The sequence below is a fragment of the Embleya scabrispora DSM 41855 genome, assembly GCF_000372745.1.
GTDB lineage: Bacteria > Actinomycetota > Actinomycetes > Streptomycetales > Streptomycetaceae > Embleya > Embleya scabrispora.
This window is the reverse complement of record NZ_KB889666.1, coordinates 75,874-94,980: the sequence shown is the minus strand read 5'-3', so window position 1 is coordinate 94,980 and position 19,107 is coordinate 75,874. Positions and strand designations below refer to the sequence as shown.

General features: G+C 67.2%; 18 protein-coding genes and 1 pseudogene. 11 read left to right on the top strand and 8 right to left on the bottom strand.

The window, feature by feature from the left end:
* From A3IC_RS0120620 to A3IC_RS0120605, 4 genes are read right to left on the bottom strand one after another with little or no spacing between them, the layout of a single operon-like run.
* Positions 1–951: a DODA-type extradiol aromatic ring-opening family dioxygenase gene (locus tag A3IC_RS0120620; RefSeq protein WP_020551946.1), complete on the bottom strand. Its 951-nt coding sequence runs from the start codon at positions 949–951 to the stop codon at positions 1–3.
* A complete protein-coding gene (locus A3IC_RS0120615; RefSeq protein ID WP_020551945.1) occupies positions 948–2,267 on the bottom strand; it encodes a M20 family metallopeptidase in 1,320 nt (439 codons plus the stop codon). Before A3IC_RS0120615 ends, A3IC_RS0120620 begins: the two co-directional genes overlap by 4 nt.
* A complete protein-coding gene (locus A3IC_RS72595; protein WP_020551944.1) occupies positions 2,264–2,398 on the bottom strand; it encodes a hypothetical protein in 135 nt (44 codons plus the stop codon). Before A3IC_RS72595 ends, A3IC_RS0120615 begins: the two co-directional genes overlap by 4 nt.
* Positions 2,395–3,603 carry a Rieske 2Fe-2S domain-containing protein gene (locus A3IC_RS0120605; protein ID WP_020551943.1) on the bottom strand — a complete coding sequence of 403 codons (1,209 nt, stop codon included), beginning with the start codon at positions 3,601–3,603 and terminating at the stop codon, positions 2,395–2,397. The genes A3IC_RS72595 and A3IC_RS0120605 overlap by 4 nt, the downstream gene beginning before the upstream one ends.
* Before the next feature lie 132 nt (positions 3,604–3,735).
* Between A3IC_RS0120605 and A3IC_RS0120600 the strand changes: the two genes are divergently transcribed.
* The 6 genes and pseudogenes from A3IC_RS0120600 to A3IC_RS65065 all read left to right on the top strand — a co-directional run.
* Positions 3,736–4,602, top strand: coding sequence for an alpha/beta fold hydrolase (locus A3IC_RS0120600; RefSeq protein ID WP_245599360.1), 867 nt, complete (start codon positions 3,736–3,738; stop codon positions 4,600–4,602).
* A gap of 285 nt (positions 4,603–4,887) precedes the next feature.
* Positions 4,888–5,499 carry a family 1 glycosylhydrolase gene (locus A3IC_RS71175; protein ID WP_245599359.1) on the top strand — a complete coding sequence of 204 codons (612 nt, stop codon included), beginning with the start codon at positions 4,888–4,890 and terminating at the stop codon, positions 5,497–5,499.
* 78 nt (positions 5,500–5,577) lie between these two features.
* A complete protein-coding gene (locus A3IC_RS0120590) occupies positions 5,578–7,566 on the top strand; it encodes a glycoside hydrolase family 5 protein (RefSeq protein WP_245599358.1) in 1,989 nt (662 codons plus the stop codon).
* 447 nt (positions 7,567–8,013) lie between these two features.
* Positions 8,014–8,760, top strand: a complete 747-nt coding sequence (locus tag A3IC_RS0120585) for an SDR family NAD(P)-dependent oxidoreductase (protein WP_040876926.1) — start codon at positions 8,014–8,016, stop codon at positions 8,758–8,760.
* A 223-nt stretch (positions 8,761–8,983) separates the two neighbouring features.
* Entirely contained in the window at positions 8,984–9,316 is a 333-nt protein-coding gene (locus A3IC_RS55575; protein ID WP_020551938.1) for a nitrate reductase molybdenum cofactor assembly chaperone, read from the top strand.
* Positions 9,313–9,549 (top strand): annotated as a pseudogene (locus A3IC_RS65065) (respiratory nitrate reductase subunit gamma); the annotation flags it as partial. The gene A3IC_RS55575 and the pseudogene A3IC_RS65065, both read left to right, overlap by 4 nt.
* 149 nt (positions 9,550–9,698) lie before the next feature.
* On the opposite strand, the gene larB reads toward A3IC_RS65065, so the two are convergent.
* The 4 genes from larB to A3IC_RS0120560 form a co-directional block, all read right to left on the bottom strand.
* On the bottom strand, positions 9,699–10,379 hold the full coding sequence (gene larB / locus A3IC_RS0120575; protein ID WP_020551937.1) for a nickel pincer cofactor biosynthesis protein LarB: 681 nt from the start codon (positions 10,377–10,379) through the stop codon (positions 9,699–9,701).
* Complete coding sequence (locus A3IC_RS55570) at positions 10,376–10,741, bottom strand: adenine nucleotide alpha-hydrolase family protein (RefSeq protein WP_020551936.1); 366 nt, start codon at positions 10,739–10,741, stop codon at positions 10,376–10,378. The genes larB and A3IC_RS55570 overlap by 4 nt, the downstream gene beginning before the upstream one ends.
* Before the next feature lie 109 nt (positions 10,742–10,850).
* On the bottom strand, positions 10,851–11,687 hold the full coding sequence (locus A3IC_RS55565; protein ID WP_281174502.1) for an IclR family transcriptional regulator: 837 nt from the start codon (positions 11,685–11,687) through the stop codon (positions 10,851–10,853).
* Between the two features lie 22 nt (positions 11,688–11,709).
* A complete protein-coding gene (locus A3IC_RS0120560; RefSeq protein WP_158696028.1) occupies positions 11,710–13,329 on the bottom strand; it encodes a thiamine pyrophosphate-binding protein in 1,620 nt (539 codons plus the stop codon).
* A gap of 168 nt (positions 13,330–13,497) precedes the next feature.
* Between A3IC_RS0120560 and A3IC_RS0120555 the strand changes: the two genes are divergently transcribed.
* From A3IC_RS0120555 to A3IC_RS0120535, 5 genes are all read left to right on the top strand, one after another.
* Positions 13,498–14,121 carry a helix-turn-helix domain-containing protein gene (locus tag A3IC_RS0120555; RefSeq protein WP_020551933.1) on the top strand — a complete coding sequence of 208 codons (624 nt, stop codon included), beginning with the start codon at positions 13,498–13,500 and terminating at the stop codon, positions 14,119–14,121.
* A gap of 160 nt (positions 14,122–14,281) precedes the next feature.
* Complete coding sequence (locus A3IC_RS0120550; RefSeq protein WP_020551932.1) at positions 14,282–15,850, top strand: phytoene desaturase family protein; 1,569 nt, start codon at positions 14,282–14,284, stop codon at positions 15,848–15,850.
* A gap of 12 nt (positions 15,851–15,862) precedes the next feature.
* Positions 15,863–17,014, top strand: coding sequence for a nitrilase-related carbon-nitrogen hydrolase (locus A3IC_RS0120545; protein WP_020551931.1), 1,152 nt, complete (start codon positions 15,863–15,865; stop codon positions 17,012–17,014).
* 5 nt (positions 17,015–17,019) lie between these two features.
* Positions 17,020–17,310 carry a hypothetical protein gene (locus A3IC_RS68795; RefSeq protein WP_211232300.1) on the top strand — a complete coding sequence of 97 codons (291 nt, stop codon included), beginning with the start codon at positions 17,020–17,022 and terminating at the stop codon, positions 17,308–17,310.
* Between the two features lie 38 nt (positions 17,311–17,348).
* Positions 17,349–19,073, top strand: a complete 1,725-nt coding sequence (locus A3IC_RS0120535) for an ABC transporter substrate-binding protein (protein WP_020551929.1) — start codon at positions 17,349–17,351, stop codon at positions 19,071–19,073.
* Positions 19,074–19,107 lie beyond the last annotated feature (34 nt).

Below are 19,107 nucleotides of genomic sequence, written 5' to 3'. Positions count from 1 at the left end.
TTATGTCGAGCGCTTGACGGCAGGGTCGATGACAGCGACAGCCATGCCGGTGAGCCATTCGGGAAGTTGCTCGTACGCCAGCGCCTGTCCGGGGGCGTGGCCGCATGCCGCGGCAGCTATCAGCCAGGTCCGGATCTCCTGCCCCCCGTTGCCGGCCGCTTCCTCAAGCTGTTCGGTGGTGTACTCGGTGATGCGGTGGGTTTGCCCGGCTTCCAGCAGGCGCAGGAACGCGTTGTCGAAGTGAGGGTTGATCGATGCCTCGCCGGCGCGGACGATCTCGCGCCGGCGAGCTTCGTACTCCTTCCAGTTCTCGCGGCCGTTGAGCCACGCCTTCGCGATGAACACCTCGTCGTCCCCGTGAGGGTCACGCCAGTCCGGCCACGGCAGGCGATGCGACAGGCCGCCCGAGCCGATGACGGCCACGCGCCGGTCGTCCGGGAAGGCGGTGACGGCATGACGGATCGCGCGTCCCAGCGCGTCGCAGCGTGCCAACGGGGGCAGTGGCGGGGCGAACACGTTGACGACGATCGGCACGATCGGCACGTCCAGCCCGTCGAGGAGGTACTGGATCGCGTGCGATTGGCCGTGATCGATCTGTAGCCGTGCCGAGAACGCGATGTCGAAACCGCCCTCCTCGATGAGGTTCTCGGCAAGGTGACGGGCCAGCGGAACGTCCACTGCCTGCGGGCCCGAAGGCGTCCCCGATTCGCCGCCGGCGATGCATTCGTCCACGCCGATCGTGAAGCCGGGAATCAGGTCGAGCCAGAAACCACGGAAATGGTTGGAGCCGACGAGCACCACGGTGTCGGGTGCGGCCGCGGCCAACCGGTCCCTTGCCACGCCGAGCGCGTCGCGGAACCGTTCGGCCCGCTCGATGTGCACGGTCTGGTCCCAGTGCGTATTCATCAAGGTGCTGTGCGACGCCCCGATGCCGAGCACGATTTCACTCATGACGAAAGCTTCACTTCCGCGCGGGTACGTGTGACCGTGTCGATGGCGACCTCCACCAGGTACTCGCTGAGCCGTTGCATCCACTGAACGTCCACGGTGTTCATGCCCAGGGTGAAATCGATCGGGGACGAGGCGTCTGCGACCTTCGGCATCCCGACGCGGACCGTGGGAATTCCGCGCGAACGCAGGATGTTGGCGTCCGTCGCGCCGCTGTTGCCCCGGATGGGCTCGTGGGCGCGTCCCTCCATCCGCTCCCACGCGGCGATCGCGCTGCGGCATACCCAGGACGCCGGGTCGGTTGAGGCTGCGGGGATCGCAAGTACCGGCCGCCACGTGACCGTCAACCCGGGGTGCTGGTCCACAACGCTGTCGATGGCGGCCGCGAACTCGCGCTTGGCCTGCATCGGAGAGGTCCGAGGAGACAAGCGAAGATCGACCATCAACCGGCACGCGGCGGGCGTCACGGCCGCCATCCTCGGCCAGCCGCCCTCGATGGACGAGACGATGCCCTGGGGCGAGACGAGCCCGTCGGTGTGCCGCTGCGCGTAGTCGATGAACCACTTCTCCAGGTGCTGGGCGATGTGACCTGCATCAGCGATGGCGTTGCGGTAGGGCAGCCGGTGACGGGAGCCGACATAGGTGTGCGTGCCGTGAACGGTGACCTCGAACCACGCCAGGCCCACCTCCTCCCAGGACACCGACCATCCCGGCTTGGCGATCAGGGCGTAGTCGGCCCACACGCCCTGCTCGAGAAGGAAGGAACAGCCGACTCCCTGCCCGGTGTTGCGGCGTACGCTGCCGGGCAATGAGTTGGTCGGCATCCCGCCCGCTCCGAACGCGACCACCAGGTCGCCGCTCAGCGGAATGTCGGCGGCGCGGATCGCCTCCGCAGCGGCCAGCACGCAGGCGGCATGGCCCTTCGGATTGGACGCGCCGAGACCGAGGACCAGGTCGCCGTCGACGACGGATTCCGCAGCCATGTCCCGGCGCCACCGGGGGCCGATCCACGGCATGTCCTGGTCAGGGTCGCCGGTGGTGAGCGTGTCGATCGGCGCATACAGCATCAGATCCGGGCCGAGACCGGAACCGGGCAGCCGGCCCCACGCGTTCGCCTGCCGGTCATCGAGCGGTTGTGCCGCTGCGGCGATCCCCGAGGCTTGCAAGGTGGCCGCGATGTGCTCCGCGAGTGGTCCTTCGCCACCCGTCGGGCTGGGGATGTCGACCAGCCCGCAGACGAGCCGGCGCAGCCGCTCGGGCGTGATGCGCCGCTTGGCGGTTTCGCTCCAGGACCGGCGCTGTTCATCGAGATCCGTCATTGGTTGATCCGGTGCACCTGGGTCTGGGGCAGGGCGCGGGCGCGCCGGAAGAGAAAGCGCCACGCAGGCACGAAGGCCATTCCGAAGGCCATTCCGACGGCCACGGTGAGCATGCCCTCCGTGCGGGTCATCGTGCCTCCTCACGGGTTTCCAGCGCAGCCAACTTGGTCGTCGTTTCCGTCTCGACGAGGTTGCGCCACGAGGTGAGCGACACATCCGGGCGATACAGCTTCTCGGGCGGAGCGTCCGTCACATCGACCATCCAGGCGTCCTGGCCGGAGAATTGGCCATGGAACAGCCACCGGATCGCCCCGAGGTACTTGCCGTAGAAGAGCGCCGTGCGCCAGCCGTGCGTGAAGTTGACCATCACCCCGACATATCGGTGACTGTCTTCATCAACCGGCACGTAGAACTCGTAATGAATGAATTTGGGGTATGCGATACGCAGCACGCCCGGCGCGGAAAGCGATGCGAAGCCCGGGAACCCCTGGGCTTCGATCGTCGGATCGATCTTCTTTGCCGCGCCGGTGTTGCCTATGTTGAACGTTTCCTTCGGCGGGCTTTTCTTCCACCAGCGCTGGTTGCTCCACTTGCCGAGTCCGGGGAAGTCCGCCTCCCAGTGCACCTCGTCCTGCACCCGGAAGATCCATCGATCCTGCGGGACGATCCGCGTGATGTTCCACGTGGGCATGGGCTTGAACAGGCGCCACAGCGCCGTGCGGTGCAAGTACTTGGCATGCCCCTCGTCGAAGCCGTTCTCGCAGGCAAAGCGCCAGTTACCGGTCCGCTGGTCGATCCTCCCGCCCATGACGAAGGGATTGCTCACCAGTTCGGGGGGCAGTTGTTCATCGATGGGGTGCGGCGTTTCGTCGCCGATCGGGATGTATACCCAGACCATGCCGAGTCGCTCCTCGACCGCATACGTCCGCACCGTGACCTTGCCGCGGATCGGCGAGGATGGTCCGTCGGTGATCACCGCGCACAGCGCGCCGTCGGCCAGGTTCCAGGTCCAGCCGTGGTACGGGCAACTCAACGTGCCAGGGAACTGCTGATTGCCGAGCGACAGCGGTACGCCCCGATGGGGGCACCGGTCATGGAGCGCGTACACCTCCCCGCTGTCGCGGATCAGCGCGAGTTTCTCTCCGCAGATGGTGAAAGCGGACGGCTTGTCGGTGACCTGGCTCGCCCATGTGATCGGGTACCAGTAGCCGCGAAGGCCCCGAGCCGCCGCATCGTAGTGCGGCCAGGTCGACCAGTCCTGTCGACCGGCGCGACGCGGCGCGGTTCGTCCGGCGACATCGGTCGCCGATGCCTCCGGTGTTGGTGATTGATTCATCGTGCCTTCCTCCCGCGGCGCGGCAGTTCGCTCCTCATCTTGCCGATCCCGCAGCCCGTGTCGAAGGCCGTCGTCTCACTGAGCGAACCCGAGTACGCCCGGGAAACAGCCTTCACTCGGGACGATGAGGTCATGACTTCGAAGAACCGGATCGACCCCATGCCCCCTGGAGTGCTCACCGAAGCGGCAGGCGTGACGTATCACCACGTCGATCTTGGTGAGGGCAGCCCGACCGTCTTCCTTCACGGCGGCGGCCCGGGCTGCACGGGGTGGTCGGACTTCGGTCCGGTCGCGCCGCTGTTCGCGCGTGATCGCCGCTGCCACCTCGTCGACATCCTGCAGTACGGCCGCTCGGAGAAGTGCCGGATCACCGGGCCGATGTGGGACTTCCATGCCGCCAAGACCGTGGCCCTCCTGGACGCCTTGCACATCGAGCGTGCCGACTTCGTGTGCAACTCCTGGGGTGGAACCATCGCGCTCAATCTCGCGGCCAAGTACCCCGACCGGGTGCGATCGCTGGTGGTCACCGGCAGCATGCCCGTCTTCCACGGTCCGCTCGCCCCCCTGCCGGAGGGCGGCCGACGAGGACGCAACGCCCGCGATGCCTACTACGGCGGGACAGGGCCGTCGTGGACGAAGATGCGTGAGCTCCTGGCTCGGCTGGAGTGGTACGACGCCGACGCCATACCGGACGAGAACGTGACCATGCGATACGACCAAAGCCTCGATCCCGAGGAGATGTCGCTGGCCGCGTCATCCGACAACCCCCGAGGCGAATGGCAGGACTTGACGACGGAACTCGGCCGGATCGCCGCACCCGTCCTCTTCGCATGGGGGATGCACGATGCCTTCCTCACCCCGGATTACCCACTCATGCTTGCCCGGATGGTGCCGCGCGGGCACCTCTACGTCATGGATCGCGCCTCTCACCACCTGCAAGAGGAGCGCCCGCACGACTTCTACAGCCTGGTCACAGGCTTCCTCGACCAGCAGCACTGAGGCCCGCGCAAAGACGCCGTCCCAACGCCCTCGGACGCGCAACACCCGGGCGATCGTGCCGACCTCACCACGGTGCGTCGATCGAGACCCCGGACCTTGGAGTGCCTGGCCCGCGTCCGTCGCCGCAGCCGCTCCGTGCGGCACCTCGCCACGGTCTCGCCGATGCGGCGCCCATGGCAGTCGAGCGTGCGCCGCGCCACGGGTGTCCACCAGCCGGGTTCCGCCGCCGGAAGAAGTCCGGTTCTACGCCGCGGTGTCCGGAGGAAGTGCCGGTGCCTGTTCCGCGTGGCCGCCACGGTGGAGGTGGGACGGCGCTCGGAGGTGGCGTCGGTGCTGCGTGTGGCCATGGTGCAAGACCTCGTGCGCGCGGGGGATGCCGCCGGAACAAGCCCGGCGGCTTCCCGACGAATTCGCCCGGTCGGCGTGACGATCGGCGTGCTCGGCGACAGCGCCCGCGGTGCGATCTCTCACGCTTCCATCATCCCACCCAGAGGGATTAACATGAGCAGAACTCATGTTCTAGGGGTTGGACATGGCACTGGACCATCTGCCCGCGGACTTCATTCGGGGTGCCTCGACTTGGTCGACGGCCTGCGTGCGCGCGGCGTGGAGCCCGTCCCGACCCTGTTCCACCGGAACCTCCCGCAGGGCCTCAAGGACGACGGCGGCCGGCTCAACCCGGTGGAACGTCTTCCTGTGGCTCCCCTGGTGGTCGGCCAGGATCCGTCCGCCTGGACCACCCGGATCGCGTTCTCCACCTTCATCGCCTCGCGGACCATCAACCTGCCCGGAATTTTCGCCGGTGCGGTGGTGACCATCGCACCGTTGGTGGTCATGTTCGTGATCGCCCAGCGGTACATCGTCGAAGGCATCGCCACCAGCGGCCTCAAGGGCTGACGGCCTTCTTCCCCGACTCCGGACCGCCGGTCCGGTTCTGCAGCGCCTCCACTCGACCACGCCTCGGAGGGCAGCGCCGTGAGATCGACCGCACCCTTGCACACCGTCAGAGCAACCGTCGCCCGAGCCGTGCCCGCCGCCCTGGTCACGGGAGTTCTGCTGCTCGGCGCGATCCCCGGCCCGGTGGCCGCGGCCACCGACGCCACCACTCCGACCGGCACCACCGTGCTCACCGGGAGCCGGCCGGCCGCGTCCTGGAGCGGTCCGCTCAGCACGCGCGGCCGGTACATCGTCGACGCGAACGGCAACCGCTTCAAGCTCAAGGCGAGCAACTGGGCCGGCGCCCAGGGCAACCGGCTGGGCAGCGGCGACGTCGACGACCCGGCGAACAACCAGTCCGGGCAGGTCTCGCACAACATCCCGCTCGGCCTGGACCGCGCCCCGATCGCCCGGATCACGGCCGACTTCCACGCCCTCGGTCTCAACGCGATCCGGCTGCCCTTCGCCAACGCCATGGTGCACGACACCACTGCGGTCCCCGACTCCGCGGTGGCGGCCAATCCGCAACTGAAGGGCAAGACCCCGCTGCAGGTGTACGACGCCGTGGTCGAGGCACTCACCGCCGACGGCTTCGCGGTGATCCTCAACAACCACACCACCACCTACCGCTGGTGCTGCGCCCTGGACGGCAACGAGCGCTGGAACAGCGGCCAGACCACCCGTCAATGGATCGACGACTGGCTGTCCATGGTCGATCGGTACAAGGCGAACAAACGCGTGGTCGGCGCCGACCTGCGCAACGAGGTCCGCCGCGACTGGTACGACGACCCCAACTGGGGCTGGGGCAACGGCCATGACCTGTACGCCGCCTTCGAGGAGGCCGGCAACAAGATCCTCGAAGCCGACCCCGACATGCTGGTCATCATGGAGGGCATCAACTGGTACGGCATCCCGTCCGGCATCACCAGCCACGGCCGGCCGACGCTCACCCCGGTCCGCAACCTCTCCAACACCCTGGTCGACTCCGGCAAGCTGGTCTACTCCGCGCACTTCTACGGCTACACCGGCCCCAACCACACCGGCGCGACCGGCGGCTGGCAGAACGGGGAGACCAACGACCCCCGCTACCAGGACCTCACCCCCGAGCAACTCGCCCGGGTCGTCGACGACGAGGCGCTGTTCGTCACTCAGGCCGGTCAGCACTTCACCGCCCCGGTGTGGATCAGCGAGTTCGGCGCCGGCGGCCGCGGCTCCGACAACGTCAAGGAGAAGGCCTGGTTCGACAACTTCACCGACATCCTGGTGAAGAACGACACCGACTTCGCCCAGTGGCCGGTGATCGGCTGGACCACGCACGGCGTTCCGAACGACAACTGGGCGCTGATCTCCTACGACTCCTCGGGCAAGCGGCTGGGTCTCACCGACCCCGGCGACTGGCGCGCCACCGACTGGTTCAAGCTGATCGACGCCCCGAGCGTGACCGGGCCGATCGACCAAGTCGACCATTGGAACATGCTCGACACCGACTTCGGAGACCAGAACGCCTCGAAGACCATGCCGGCCAAGCCGGACTGGCATCCGAACAACCGCAAGGGCAACTGTCCCGACACCCAGCGCCTGGTCGCCCTCAGCCGACTCGGTCACCGCGCCCTGTGCACCGACGCGAACCAGCCCGCCAAGGCGGCCGGTGACTGGGTCTTGGTCACCGACGAGCGCTACGTCACCCACGGTGACTGGGCCGGGGGATACAGCAAGTTCGAATGCCCCGACAACCACTTCGTGGTCGGCTTCAGCGTCAACGGCACGGCGATGTCCGGCCTGCTGTGCGCGCCGTCCGCCAAGACCCTGTCGACCGACCGCCGAGTCCTGTGGTTCGACCGCGGTGACAACCGCCCGACCACCGGTGGCGCCGTCCAAAACGACTGGGCCCCCCACGACTACAAGGGCCAGTGCGCCGACAACGAGTACCTCGCGGGCGTCGCCTACACCTGGAACCTGTGGCAGGGCGGCTGGAGCAACGGGCAAAAAGCCGTCCCCGACGCACTGCTCTGCCGCCCGCTGACCTGACAGTGAGGATGTGACGTGGTGACGCTGCCGGTGGGTCCGACCCTTGACCTGACCGACGCTGCGGCTGTCCTGTTCGGGATTTGTCGCCCGGGCGTCACCACGCACGCGGCCGGACGGGCGTTTGTGACCTCATTGGAGCTTGGCCAAGAAGCCCCGTCACTGTCTTGTCCACCCGCCCGACCGGCGCGTGCCGCCCTGGCAACGGACAAGCCACGACGACGGCGCCGGTTGGCCTCCCGGTGGGGCGGTGGGGGTGGACTCCGGCGTGTGGATCTCCCTGGTGATGGGAGACCCGGGTGTCGACGATGATCGTCAGTTTCGGATGGACAGGGGTGTACCACGAGGTCCGCTCACCAGTACCGCTGAATTGGCGAGACCACGGCGCCTTGCCAGGATGCGGGCAGGGTGCCGACGGCCGGTGCCCGATATCCCGGCGAGGTGGAGCGGATGACGTGGGCGGCAGTTACCGGTGGATCGCGTGGGATCGGTCGAGCCGCGAGCCTCGCGCTCGCGCACGCGGGGCACGACGTCGCGTTCACCTACCGCAGCAACGCGTCAGAGGCGCGTGTCGTATGCGACCAGATCTCTGGTCTGGGCCGCAGGGTACGCCCTGAACAGCTCGACTTGGCTGACGGGCTCGCCGTGACTCGCTGGGCGCAGTCCACCGCTGAGCAGCTGTCGCCACAGGTGCTGGTAGCCTGCGCCGCCGAGACATTTCGTGGTGATCTCTCCGCCCACACGCCGGATGTCGTCCGGCGCCTGTTGGACGTGAACGTCGTGGCGACCATAGAGATGGCGCGGGCGTTCGCTCCCGCCCTTGCCGCCTCGGGCGACGGTTCCTTGATCACTGTGGCATCGATGAATGGTCTACGCGGCTCCGCCTCCAGCGTGGCGTACAGCAGCACCAAGGCTGCGGTCCTTGGTCTGACGAAGGCCCTCGCGGTCGAACTCGCCCCGGCTGTCCGGGTGAACGCGTTGGTCCCCGGCATCGTCGAGACCGCCATGAACGCCGAAGCGCTTGCCGATCCCGCGACTGCCTCCGCGGTGGCGCGCTCGATCCCGCTTGGTCGGTTGGGGACACCGGACGAGGTCGGTGCGGTGATCGCCTGGCTGGCCGGAGCTGGGGCGGCATACCTCACCGGCTCCGTGCTCACGGTGGACGGTGGGGCGCTGGCCATGTTCCCGGTGCATTGAATCTCGCCCCCGGAAGCCTGGCCCGGGCCGTCGCCGTCACAGCGTGCGCTTGAGGTGGCTGATGAGGCGGGGCTTCGATGTCGACTCTCCAGTGTCGCATTCGGAGGAGGGTCGGATGCGTTCGTGCTCGCGTCGTGCCTTTCCGGTTGCCCGCAGGCCGTAGGACGGTCCGTTTCCACAAGCGCCGAGTACTCATCACGGTCTCGGCGAGCTCGCCGACCAGGTGCCTCAGCCGTCCCGTCGAGCGAACGCCGAACTGCCCGACCACCTCGCGGTCGTCCTCGAGTTCGCCGCCACCGGCGCCCCGGACACCGGGCGCGCACTCCTCCAGGAGCACCGCGCCGGACTGGAACTGCTGCGCCTGGCGCTGGGCGACGCGGGCTCGCCCTGGGTCGACGTCCTGGACTCCGTCTCGGCGACCCTGCCGGCCCTCGGCCGCGATCAGCGCAAGGCCGTGGCCGCGCCCGCCGCCCAAGGGCCGCCCGAGGAGCAAGTGGGACTCGCGCCGTTCGCACCCCCCGAGTTCATGCCGCAGCCGACCGGAGAGCGCCGATGAACCCGCACGCCGCGACGCCGGCGGACACCGGAGCCCTGGACTCGCTCCTGTGGGTCGTCCTGCCCTACCTGGCCCTGGTCGCCTTCGTCGCCGGTCACGCCTGGCGCTACCGGTACGACAAGTTCGGTTGGACCACCCGATCCTCCCAGCTCTACGAGAACCGGCTGCTGCGAATCGGCAGCCCGCTGTTCCACTTCGGCATCCTCTTCGTCGTCCTGGGCCACATCGGCGGCCCGGCCCGGCGCCACCGCATGGAGCGGGTGCGCACGGAGGCGAAGGCGGGTGACGGCCACCTGGCGCAGGTCCGGGAGTACCTACACCCGCAGGTGGAGGAGATCACGGATACGCCGCCTACGCGCGGGGCGGCATCGCGAGGTGAATCTCAGTGGCTTGCTGCGATCTGTGCCGCGAGGTGGCCTGCGCCGTACCCGTTGTCGATGTTGACGACGGATACGCCCGGTGCGCATGCGTTGAGCATGGCCAGCAGCGCGGCCAGCCCTTCGAACGAGGCGCCGTAGCCGACCGATGTCGGAACCGCAACGACAGGCGCGGCGACCAGGCCCGCGATGACGCTTGGCAGTGCGCCGTCCATCCCGGCGACCACCACGATGACGCGAGCCGCCCGCAGCAGGGGCAGCTTGTCCAGCACGCGGTGCAAGCCCGCCACGCCGACATCGACGACGAGGGCGCAGTGGCGGCCGAGGTGGCGCGCGGTGAAGTGCGCTTCGAGCGTGACCGGAAGATCGGATGTGCCCGCGGCAACCACCACCACATGTCCGCCTGACGGCTCGGGAGGATCGGGTGGCCATGCGAGGATCCGGGCCGCCGGTTCGAGGACGGCGTCGGGCAGCTCGGAGCGCACAGCGGCAACGTGCTCAGGGCCCGCACGGGTGAACAGTGCTCGCAAGCCGTCGTGGCGCACAGTCCGCGCGATGGCGGCGACCTGCTCGGCTGTCTTGCCCTCGCAGTAGACCGCCTCCGGATAGCCGCGGCGGGCGGTGCGGTCGACATCCAGTTCCACGAAATCGGCGAGCGCCCTCGGCATCGCCCAGTCGTCAGTCATATGCGGGCCGGAACCGACGGCAGAGTGAAAGCACCGGACCGCACGCCGGCCGGATCGAGAGCGACGAAACGGAAGCCGGTAGACCGCCCGGCGCCCAACACCGCAAGACGGGCACCACCGGAGGCACGGGCGAGCTCCCCGAGAACCGGCTCGACGCGGGCGACGTCGCCGTGGCGGCGAACGCGCGGCTCGGCGAAGCCCAGCTCGGGCAAGGCGTCTTCCGCCTGCTCGATCTGCCGAAGCTTGCCCGGCTCGACAGGGTCGAAGTGAGCAAGCCGCGAGGCGGGACACGGCGCGGCGGGCTTGTCCGCACACGGTAGGCGCAGGGCGCACGCGACGCGCCGTACGCCGGCCCTGTCCACGCCGGCACCGGCAGGCGGACGCAGCACGCCCGGTCCAGGACACGCCGAACAGTGGCATCGCCCCGCGGCGGTAGCGTGCCACCGAAGGTGCGGTCGACTGCCATGGCGCTCACTCCTCTCCGTAGTCCGCCCTTGAGGGGGCAGGACGGACAGCGCCGCCCGTGCCGTCTGCGGCTCCGGGCGGGTCTGCCCGGGCGACGCTGTCCGACGTGCTGTGCGCCGCGTTCCGCACGCCCCGGGAGATCAGCGGCAGGTTGGCGCGTGCACTGGGCACGGTAGCCGAGAGGGCCGCGATCACCGATCCGGCGGCGTCGCGGATCGGCGCCGCCATGCTGAGGTACCCGAGTCGGGTCTCCTCGACCTCTTTCGACAGGTGTGCGCGCCGGACCTGGGCAAGCTCGTGTGCGAGGGAGCCGGGCGCCGTGATGGTGTGCCGCGTCATCCGCGTCAGCCCGGCCGCCACGACCATTCGCAGCAGCTCGGGAGACGCGAACGCGAGCAGCACCTTGCCCGTGGCGGTGCAGTGCATCGGCATGCGTCCCGCTATCCGGGACGGCTGCACAACCCGATGCCCGGTGATCTTGTCCAGGTACAGCACTTCAGTGCCGTACCGCACGGCCAGGTGGACCACACCGCCGGTCATGCGTTGCACGTCCTCCATGAACGGCCTGGCGGCATCGCGCAGTTGGCGCTGGCTGCCCACCCGCTGTCCGATCTCGAACAGCCGGATGCCGAGCCGGTAGTCGGTGCCCGACCGCTCGAGATAGCCCCAGTGGATCAGCTCACCGCACAGCCGATGCACCGTCGGCTTGGTCAACCCGCTGCGGCGGACCAGTTCGGTAAGGGACAAGTCGGGATTGTCAAACCCGAACGCGCCCAAGAGCAAGGTCAGTTTCCCCAACACGGAGTTGGCGGGATCGATTGGTTCGATGACGACCGAATCCATCGGCGTGGACATGAAGTACACCTCACTCGCGTCCGGCGAACGTGTCTCCCCATGGGATCTCGATGACAGTCGGGCCGTCGGCGGCGAAGGCGGCTTTGAGCTCACCTGCCAGGTCCTCCGGTCGCTCGACCCGGACCCCCCGCGCGCCGTAGGCCGTGGCCAGCGCGGTGAAATCCGGCGCGGGCAGGTCGACGGCGACGTCGTGGCCGTACCGCGCGAGCTGCTGCATCTTGATCATTCCGTAGGCGTTGTTGTTCGCGACGATGAACGGCAGTGCCAGGCGCTCTTGCACTGCGGTGCCGAGCTCGCTGCCGGTGAACTGGAAGGCGCCATCGCCGGCGATCGACACGACGGCGCGGTCGCGGACGCCGATCTTCGCGCCGATGGCGGAGGGGACGCCGAAGCCAAGAGTGCCCATGCCCCAAGGGAAGAGGATCCGGCGTGGGGCCCGGACGGGGAAGGAGCCGAGCATGTCCCCCCAGAACAGCGACATGTCGGCGGCGATGATGCCGTCCTCGGGAAGCGCGGCACGCAGCGCGTCGAACCACGGTCGAGTGGTGCCCACGCGGGCGTGCTGGGCCGCACGGTAGGCCCGCTGCGCCTCGGCGAGCCGCGGCTCCACCTGCGCCCGCCGGTCGACGGAGCGGTCCACCAGCCAGGCCCCCACACGCTCGAGTACCACGCCGGCGTCGCCGACCACGCGGTACTTCACCGCGATGTTGCGCTCGATCTCCTCGGGGTCGATGTCGACACGCAGGGTCGTCCGCGGCAGCGGAACGTTCCACCCGTTGGTCATGCCCTGATTGAAGCGAGTCCCGATCGCCAGAACGGCATCCGAGGCAGCGATCAGATCGGTGATGTCGGCTGACGCGATCCATGAGACACCGCATGCCAGCGGGTGGTCTCCGGGAATCACGCCCACTCCCATGCCTGTGGTCAGCACCGGGGCACCGAGCCGCTCGGCCACCCGCGTCAACGCCGCGGACGCACCGGCGGCAACCACACCGCCGCCGGCGATGATCAGCGGACGCTCGGCCGCCGACAGCTCCGCCAACGCCTCGCCCAGCACCCCGGCGTCCTCCGCCGACGGCTCGGCCGCAGCTCGGGCCTGCCACGTCACCCCGCACAGATCCGGTGCCGACACCTCCACGTCCTGGATGTCGAGGGGGATTTCGATCTGTACCGGACGCGGCCGGCCACGGCCCAGAGCCTTCAGCGCCCGGCGCACCACGGCGGTGGTGTCCTCACCTCGGTACAGTCGCTCGCTGTGCTTCATGACCGCGTCCACGACGGCGAACTGGCCGGTGAGTTCGTGCAGCAGGCCGTCGTTGTGATCGATGTGCTCGACCGGGACCTGCGAGCTGAGCAGCAGCACCGGCGATGAGTCCGCGTGTGCCTCGCTCAGAGCCGTCATGGCGTTGAGCACACCGCACCCGGGGAGTGTGACCACCGCGGCGGGCCGTCCGGTGGCTCGCGCGTACCCGTCCGCCATGAACGCCGCCCCCTGCTCGTGGCGCACGGTGACGACACGCAGCCGTGATTCCCGAATCGCTTCGAAGAGCGGCATATTGTACAGCCCGGGTATTCCGAAGACCGTGTCGATGCCGTACTCGGACAGGTAGCGGACGAGCGTGCGTGCCACCGTGGCGTGGATCATAAGCAGTTGGTTTCCTCAAATTTTGACTGTAGTGTAATTTCGTTTGCACGGTACCCTCGGCTCCCGCCGGTTTCAAGGGGGTGTCCGCAGCAATGAAGGAAGCGTTACGTACCGCGCCGGTGGCGGTCGTCGCACGTGACACGAGGAGGCATCGTGGCCTTAAAGCCGGCCGGACACGGCGGAGCGGGCAGTTCACTGGGCGCCCGGATCCGCGCCGAGCGCAAGCGGCGAGGGCAGACGCTGCGCGACCTGGCGCCCCAGTGCGGGATCTCGGTGTCCTTTCTCAGCCAGATCGAGCGCGACGTGGCGCGTCCCTCGGTGGGAACACTGCACAATCTGGCCGAGGCATTCGGTCTGTCCATGGCGGAGTTGTTCGAGGTCGGCTCGCCGCCCGCAGGGCACACAGCCTCGAAACAGCAGACCAAGTACGCCGAAATCGTCCGCGCGAACATGCGGAAGACCATCATCTATCCCGGTTCGGGCATCCACAACGAGATGCTGACCCCGGATCTGGGCCGCGCTCTGCAGATGATGTGGGTGGTCATCCCCGTGGGCCAGGACACCGGTGACGTGGGCCTGGTGCACGACGGAGAGGAATGCGGGCTGGTCATCCAGGGACACGTCGGAATCTGGGTCGGTCCGCCCGGGGACGAGGAGTACATCGAACTCGGCCCCGGAGACGCGATCTACCAACTCAGCACGCACCCGCACAGGAGCCGTAACATCGGCGACGTCGACGTCCTGATCGTCACGGCGATCACTCCGCCGACCCTGTAGGGCGGGCCGCCGACACCGGGTCCGCTGGACGGACCGGCCGCGTTGACGCTGTCATCGCCCAGTGCGAGTTTCACTGCCAGCACAATTTGCAGGAAATTACACAGGACATTCAGGTCACCACTCGGTGAACCAAAGGTGTCCCGGGAGGCAGCGGGTGAGCATGAGTGACCATGACGTGATCATCGTCGGGGCGGGACACAACGGTCTCGCCGCCGGCGCGGTACTCGCCAAGAACGGCCTGCGGGTGCTGGTTCTCGAACGCCACAGCCGGCTCGGCGGGGCATGCACCACCGACGAGGTGACCCTGCCCGGCTTCAAGCACGATCTCTACGGGTCATCGCACGTGTGGAACCACATCAACCCCGGCTTCAAGGAGATCCTCCCGGAGCTGGAGCGCGACTTCGGCCTGCGGTACATCTGGGCCGAGGACCACATCACGGGACACCCCATGAAGCACGGGCCCGGCATCGTGGTACACCGCGACGTCGACAAGACGTGTGAGTCGATCGCGTGGTACTCGGAAAAGGACGCCCGCCGCTACCGCGAGATCTACGACAACTTCGTCAACATACGCGACGGCTTCGTCACGGGGATGTTCTCACCCCCCAACCCGCCGAGCCTCATGAGTGCCATGCTCGAGACCACGCCCGAGGGCGTCGAGATGCTGCGCAGCTTCACGCTCAGCCCGCACGACTTCGCGATGGAGAACTTCGAGAACGAGCACGTACGCTCCTTCATTCTCGGCTGGGCCACCGCAGCGGGCAACCGACCGTGGCAGGAGGGTCGCGGCGAGCTCATCTACATCATGATCCCCGCCATCCACGAGTTCGGTGAGTCGATCCCGGAAGGCGGCACGATCGAACTCCCCAACGCCCTCGCGCGGATGATCGAGCACTACGGCGGCACCGTGCTCACCGAGGCACCGGTCAAGCGGTTCCTGGCCACCGATGGCGAGGCCTCCGGCGTGGAGCTCGAGGACGGACGCACCTTCCACGCCGGCAAGGGCGTGGTGACCACGCTCAATCCCAAGCTCTTCGGCCGGATGTTCGACGAGGGCGTACTGGACGACGCCTTTCTGGAGAAGGTGCGCCACTACAACCCGGGCGACTTCACCATCGTCCGCGCCCACTTCGCTCTCCACGAGGCACCGAAGTACCTGTGCGGCGAAGAGGTCGACCACACGCCGTTCCAGCGTATCTTCGGCTCGGTCGACGACATCCGTCGGCAGTACGCGGAGATCGAGCTCGGAATCGCCCCCACCAATCCGTTCCTGTGGGTCGCCTGCTGGACGCTCAAGGACCCGACTCGCGCCCCCGAGGGCAAGCACACGCTGATCATGGACACCTTCGTGCCGATCGAGCTGGCGAACGGCGAAGACTGGGACGAGGTCGGCGAGAAGTACATGTGGGACGTCATGCTCCCGAAGTTGCAGGAATACACGTCGAACATGACCACCGAGAACATACTCGGCAGCTACATCCAGACCGGCCCCAGCATGGAGCGCGACAACCCCTGCCTGGTCAACGGGACGACCACGGGGGGCGCCATGCGACAGTCGCAGGGCGGCATCTTCCGGCCGTTCGCCGGCTTCTCCGACTACCGCGGGCCACTCAAGAAGCTCTACATGGCCGGCTCCTACTGTCACCCCGGCGGCGCGATATCCGCGGCCGGCACCGTAACCGCCGGTGTGATTCTCGAAGACCTCGGTCTCCGCGCATCCGAATTCTGAGGAGTCGCCAGCATGCCCGAACGGATCGAGAAGTACACGGCGCTCGTGGTCCAGCCGGAAGTATCGGTCGCCAAGAACGAAGAAGGCATCCGCGCCAATCTCGAGCGAATAACACAGCTGATCGACTTCGGAGTCGGCTACTTCTGGGAGGTCCCCGTCCGCCTGGTCGTCCTGCCGGAGTACTTCATGCAGGGAGTGACAACTCCGGGTAAGGGCGAGGACGGCATCCAGCAATTCCTGGACAAGGCGGTCAGCATACCCGGGCCGGAAATGGATGTACTCGCGGAGAAGGCGCGCGAGTACGGCATCTACATCGCCGGCGGCGGTGTCATCGAGGTGACGCCGGAATTCCCGGATCGCTGGTTCAACACCGCCTTCATCATCGACCCCTCCGGCGAGATCGCCCTCAAATACCACAAGTGGCATATTCCCGCGACCCTCGGCCTCGGTTCGAGTCCCCACGACCTGTACGACGACTACGGCAAGGTCTACGGCAACTCGATCAAAGACCTCTTCCCCGTCCTCGACACCGAGATCGGCAAACTCGGAACGATGACGTGTCACGACGGGTGCACGCCGGAGGTCTCACGAGCACTCGGTTTCAACGGGGTCGAGGTCATCTGCCACCCGGGCGCCATCCAGGAGTTCGAGGGCGTGAGCCGGCCGTGGGACTTTTGGAAGTTCACCCGGCAAACGCGCGCGCACGACAATATGTCCTACCTGCTCGGCTCGAACTGGGGTCAGGTGAACCACGCCTTCTACCCGAAGGCGTTCTGCCCCGGCGGATCCATGATTATCGACTACACCGGCATGGTGTTGCGCGAAGCGCCGTACCCGAGCGAGCAGATCATCGCCGCGACGATCGACATCGAATCGTTGCGTGAACACCGCACCATCGCCAACCATAACACCTGGATCGACGTTCGGACCGAGCCTTTCCGGGAGATCTACGCCGATCCCATCTACCCGGCGAACCGCTTCCCCGACGGGCAGCCACCCCGCAATCTGGCCGCCAAGGTGCGCGGCGCCCGTGACGCCATGCGCACATTGTATGCGCGAGGACAGTTCACACCGCCGGACGGGTTCATCGCCGAGGAAATGGCCGACCTCCTCGAATCCCGAGTTCTGCGCGCCCAGAACCGCGGCCTCCTCCGCAAGGACTGATCAGAATGCGTGTTGTGACGAAGCTTGCGCGGATGGAGTTCACCATCGGCGCGCTGGCCCCCGACGGCGATGCCCTCGTCATCACCAGCGGCGGAAACGAGAAGGCCCTGAAGGTCAAGGCCTATGTCGAAGCAGAAGATGTCATCGCGTTCCTACGAATGGCCTTTCGGCCGGCGGTGATCGGTTATGTGTTCCGGTTGCCCCTCATCCTCCGGCGCCGCAAGCGTGCCTCGGCGGCGTCTCCCGCCGCGCCGGCGTCTTCGTCACATCCACGAACGAAGAGAGAACCGTCATGACAGCTCGAAGAGCCAGAGCCACCCGAGGGTTCGCGTCGGTGGGGCTTGCCACGCTGCTGGCCTTGGCCGGCTGCACCTCCGGTTCGACCCCCAAGACGGACCGGTCCAGTACGGTCGTCTTCGACATGGACCAGGGCAAGCCTGACGCCGTAACGAACTTCAGCCCATACGGGGGCAACCAGGTCAATGGTTTGATCCAGGCTGTCTACGAGCCGTTGTTCATCACCGACGTGTCCACCGGCAAACTCGAGCCGTGGCTGGCCGACGACATCGCGCCCGATGCCGCCAACAAGGTGTGGACCCTCAAGCTCAAGAACGGCATCAAGTGGAGCGACGGAGAGCCGTTCACCGCGGACGACGTCGTCTACACGGTCGACCTGATCAAGACGGGCAAGATCCTCAGTGGCTCGCTCGACGTCAAAGACGTCACCGCGCATGCCGTCGATCCGCTGACGGTGACGCTCGAAGTCGACAAGCCGGACCCGCTCTTCGCCCTGCGCCTGTTCAGCACCGCACTGGCCTCCAAGACCTTGGTCGTGCTGCCGAAGCACATCTGGGCGCAGCAAAACGATGTCGCGACCTTCACCAACTACGACCCGAAGAAGGGCTGGCCCGTCGGCACCGGACCGTACCGACTGGCCTCCGTCACACCGAACACGTTCACCTACACCCGCTCGGACAACTGGTGGGGGGTAGCAGCAAAGTTCCAGCCGCTACCGGCCCCGAAGAAGCTGCAGTGGACCGCACTCGGGACCGAGTCGACGCGGGCTTCCGCGATGGCAAGCGGCGCTCTCGACGTCGGGGCGCAGTTCTCGCTCGGCACCTACCAGGCGCTGAAGGCGAACGACACGAAAATCCAGACCTGGCAGACGAGGCCGCCGTACGGGCAGCCCGACGTGTGCGGATACTCGCTGGACTTCAACACCTCCCGAAGCCCCTGGAACGACCCGAAACTGCGCTGGGCCGTGAACTACGCCATCGACCGCCAAAAGCTGATCGACGTGGCATTCTCGGGCGCCTCGAAGCCCATGCTGACGCCGTTCCCCGATTTCCCGGCCATCAACCAGGTCACCGCAGTGACCGGCTCCGCCGAAGCGGATAGGACGAACGTCGGCACCTTCGATGCGGCCAAGGCCAAGAGCATGTTCGAAGCCGCCGGCTACCACCGCGGTGGTTCCGGAGTCTTCGAGAAGGACGGCAAGAAACTCACCCTCGTCATCAAGAACTTCGACGCCGCACCGAAGAACGCGGTGACCGCCGTCCTGGTGGAACAACTGCGCCAGATCGGCATCGACGCCTCTCAGGACAAGCTGACGGTTCCGAATTTCGTCGCGGACGAGACTTCCGGGAATTTCCAGGCCAACCTGTTCTTCGGATCGTGCGGCAGCACGACGCATCCCTGGGAATCGCTGAACGCCTTCAACGTCAGCCACCTCGTGTCGAAGGGAGAAAAGATCTCCGGCTTCTATGCCAATCCCTTCCGCTGGGACACCGACAACGCCAAGAAGTACAGCGGGGTCGTCGACAAGCTGGCCCAAGTGCCGCCCAACGACTCCACGAATGTGCAGAAGCTGGTCATGGAAGCTCTGGGCTACTGGTACCAGGATCTTCCGATGATCCCGCTGCTCAACAACTATCAGATCAACCCGGTCAGTACTCGGAACTGGACGGATTGGCCCACCGCGGCAAATCCCTATGTATGGGGTCTGTACGTTTCCTCGTCCGTCCAAAAGCTCCTGCACACGATCCAGCCGGCCCGCTGACGCGAGCGTGGGTGCCGGTGGACGGCACCCACGC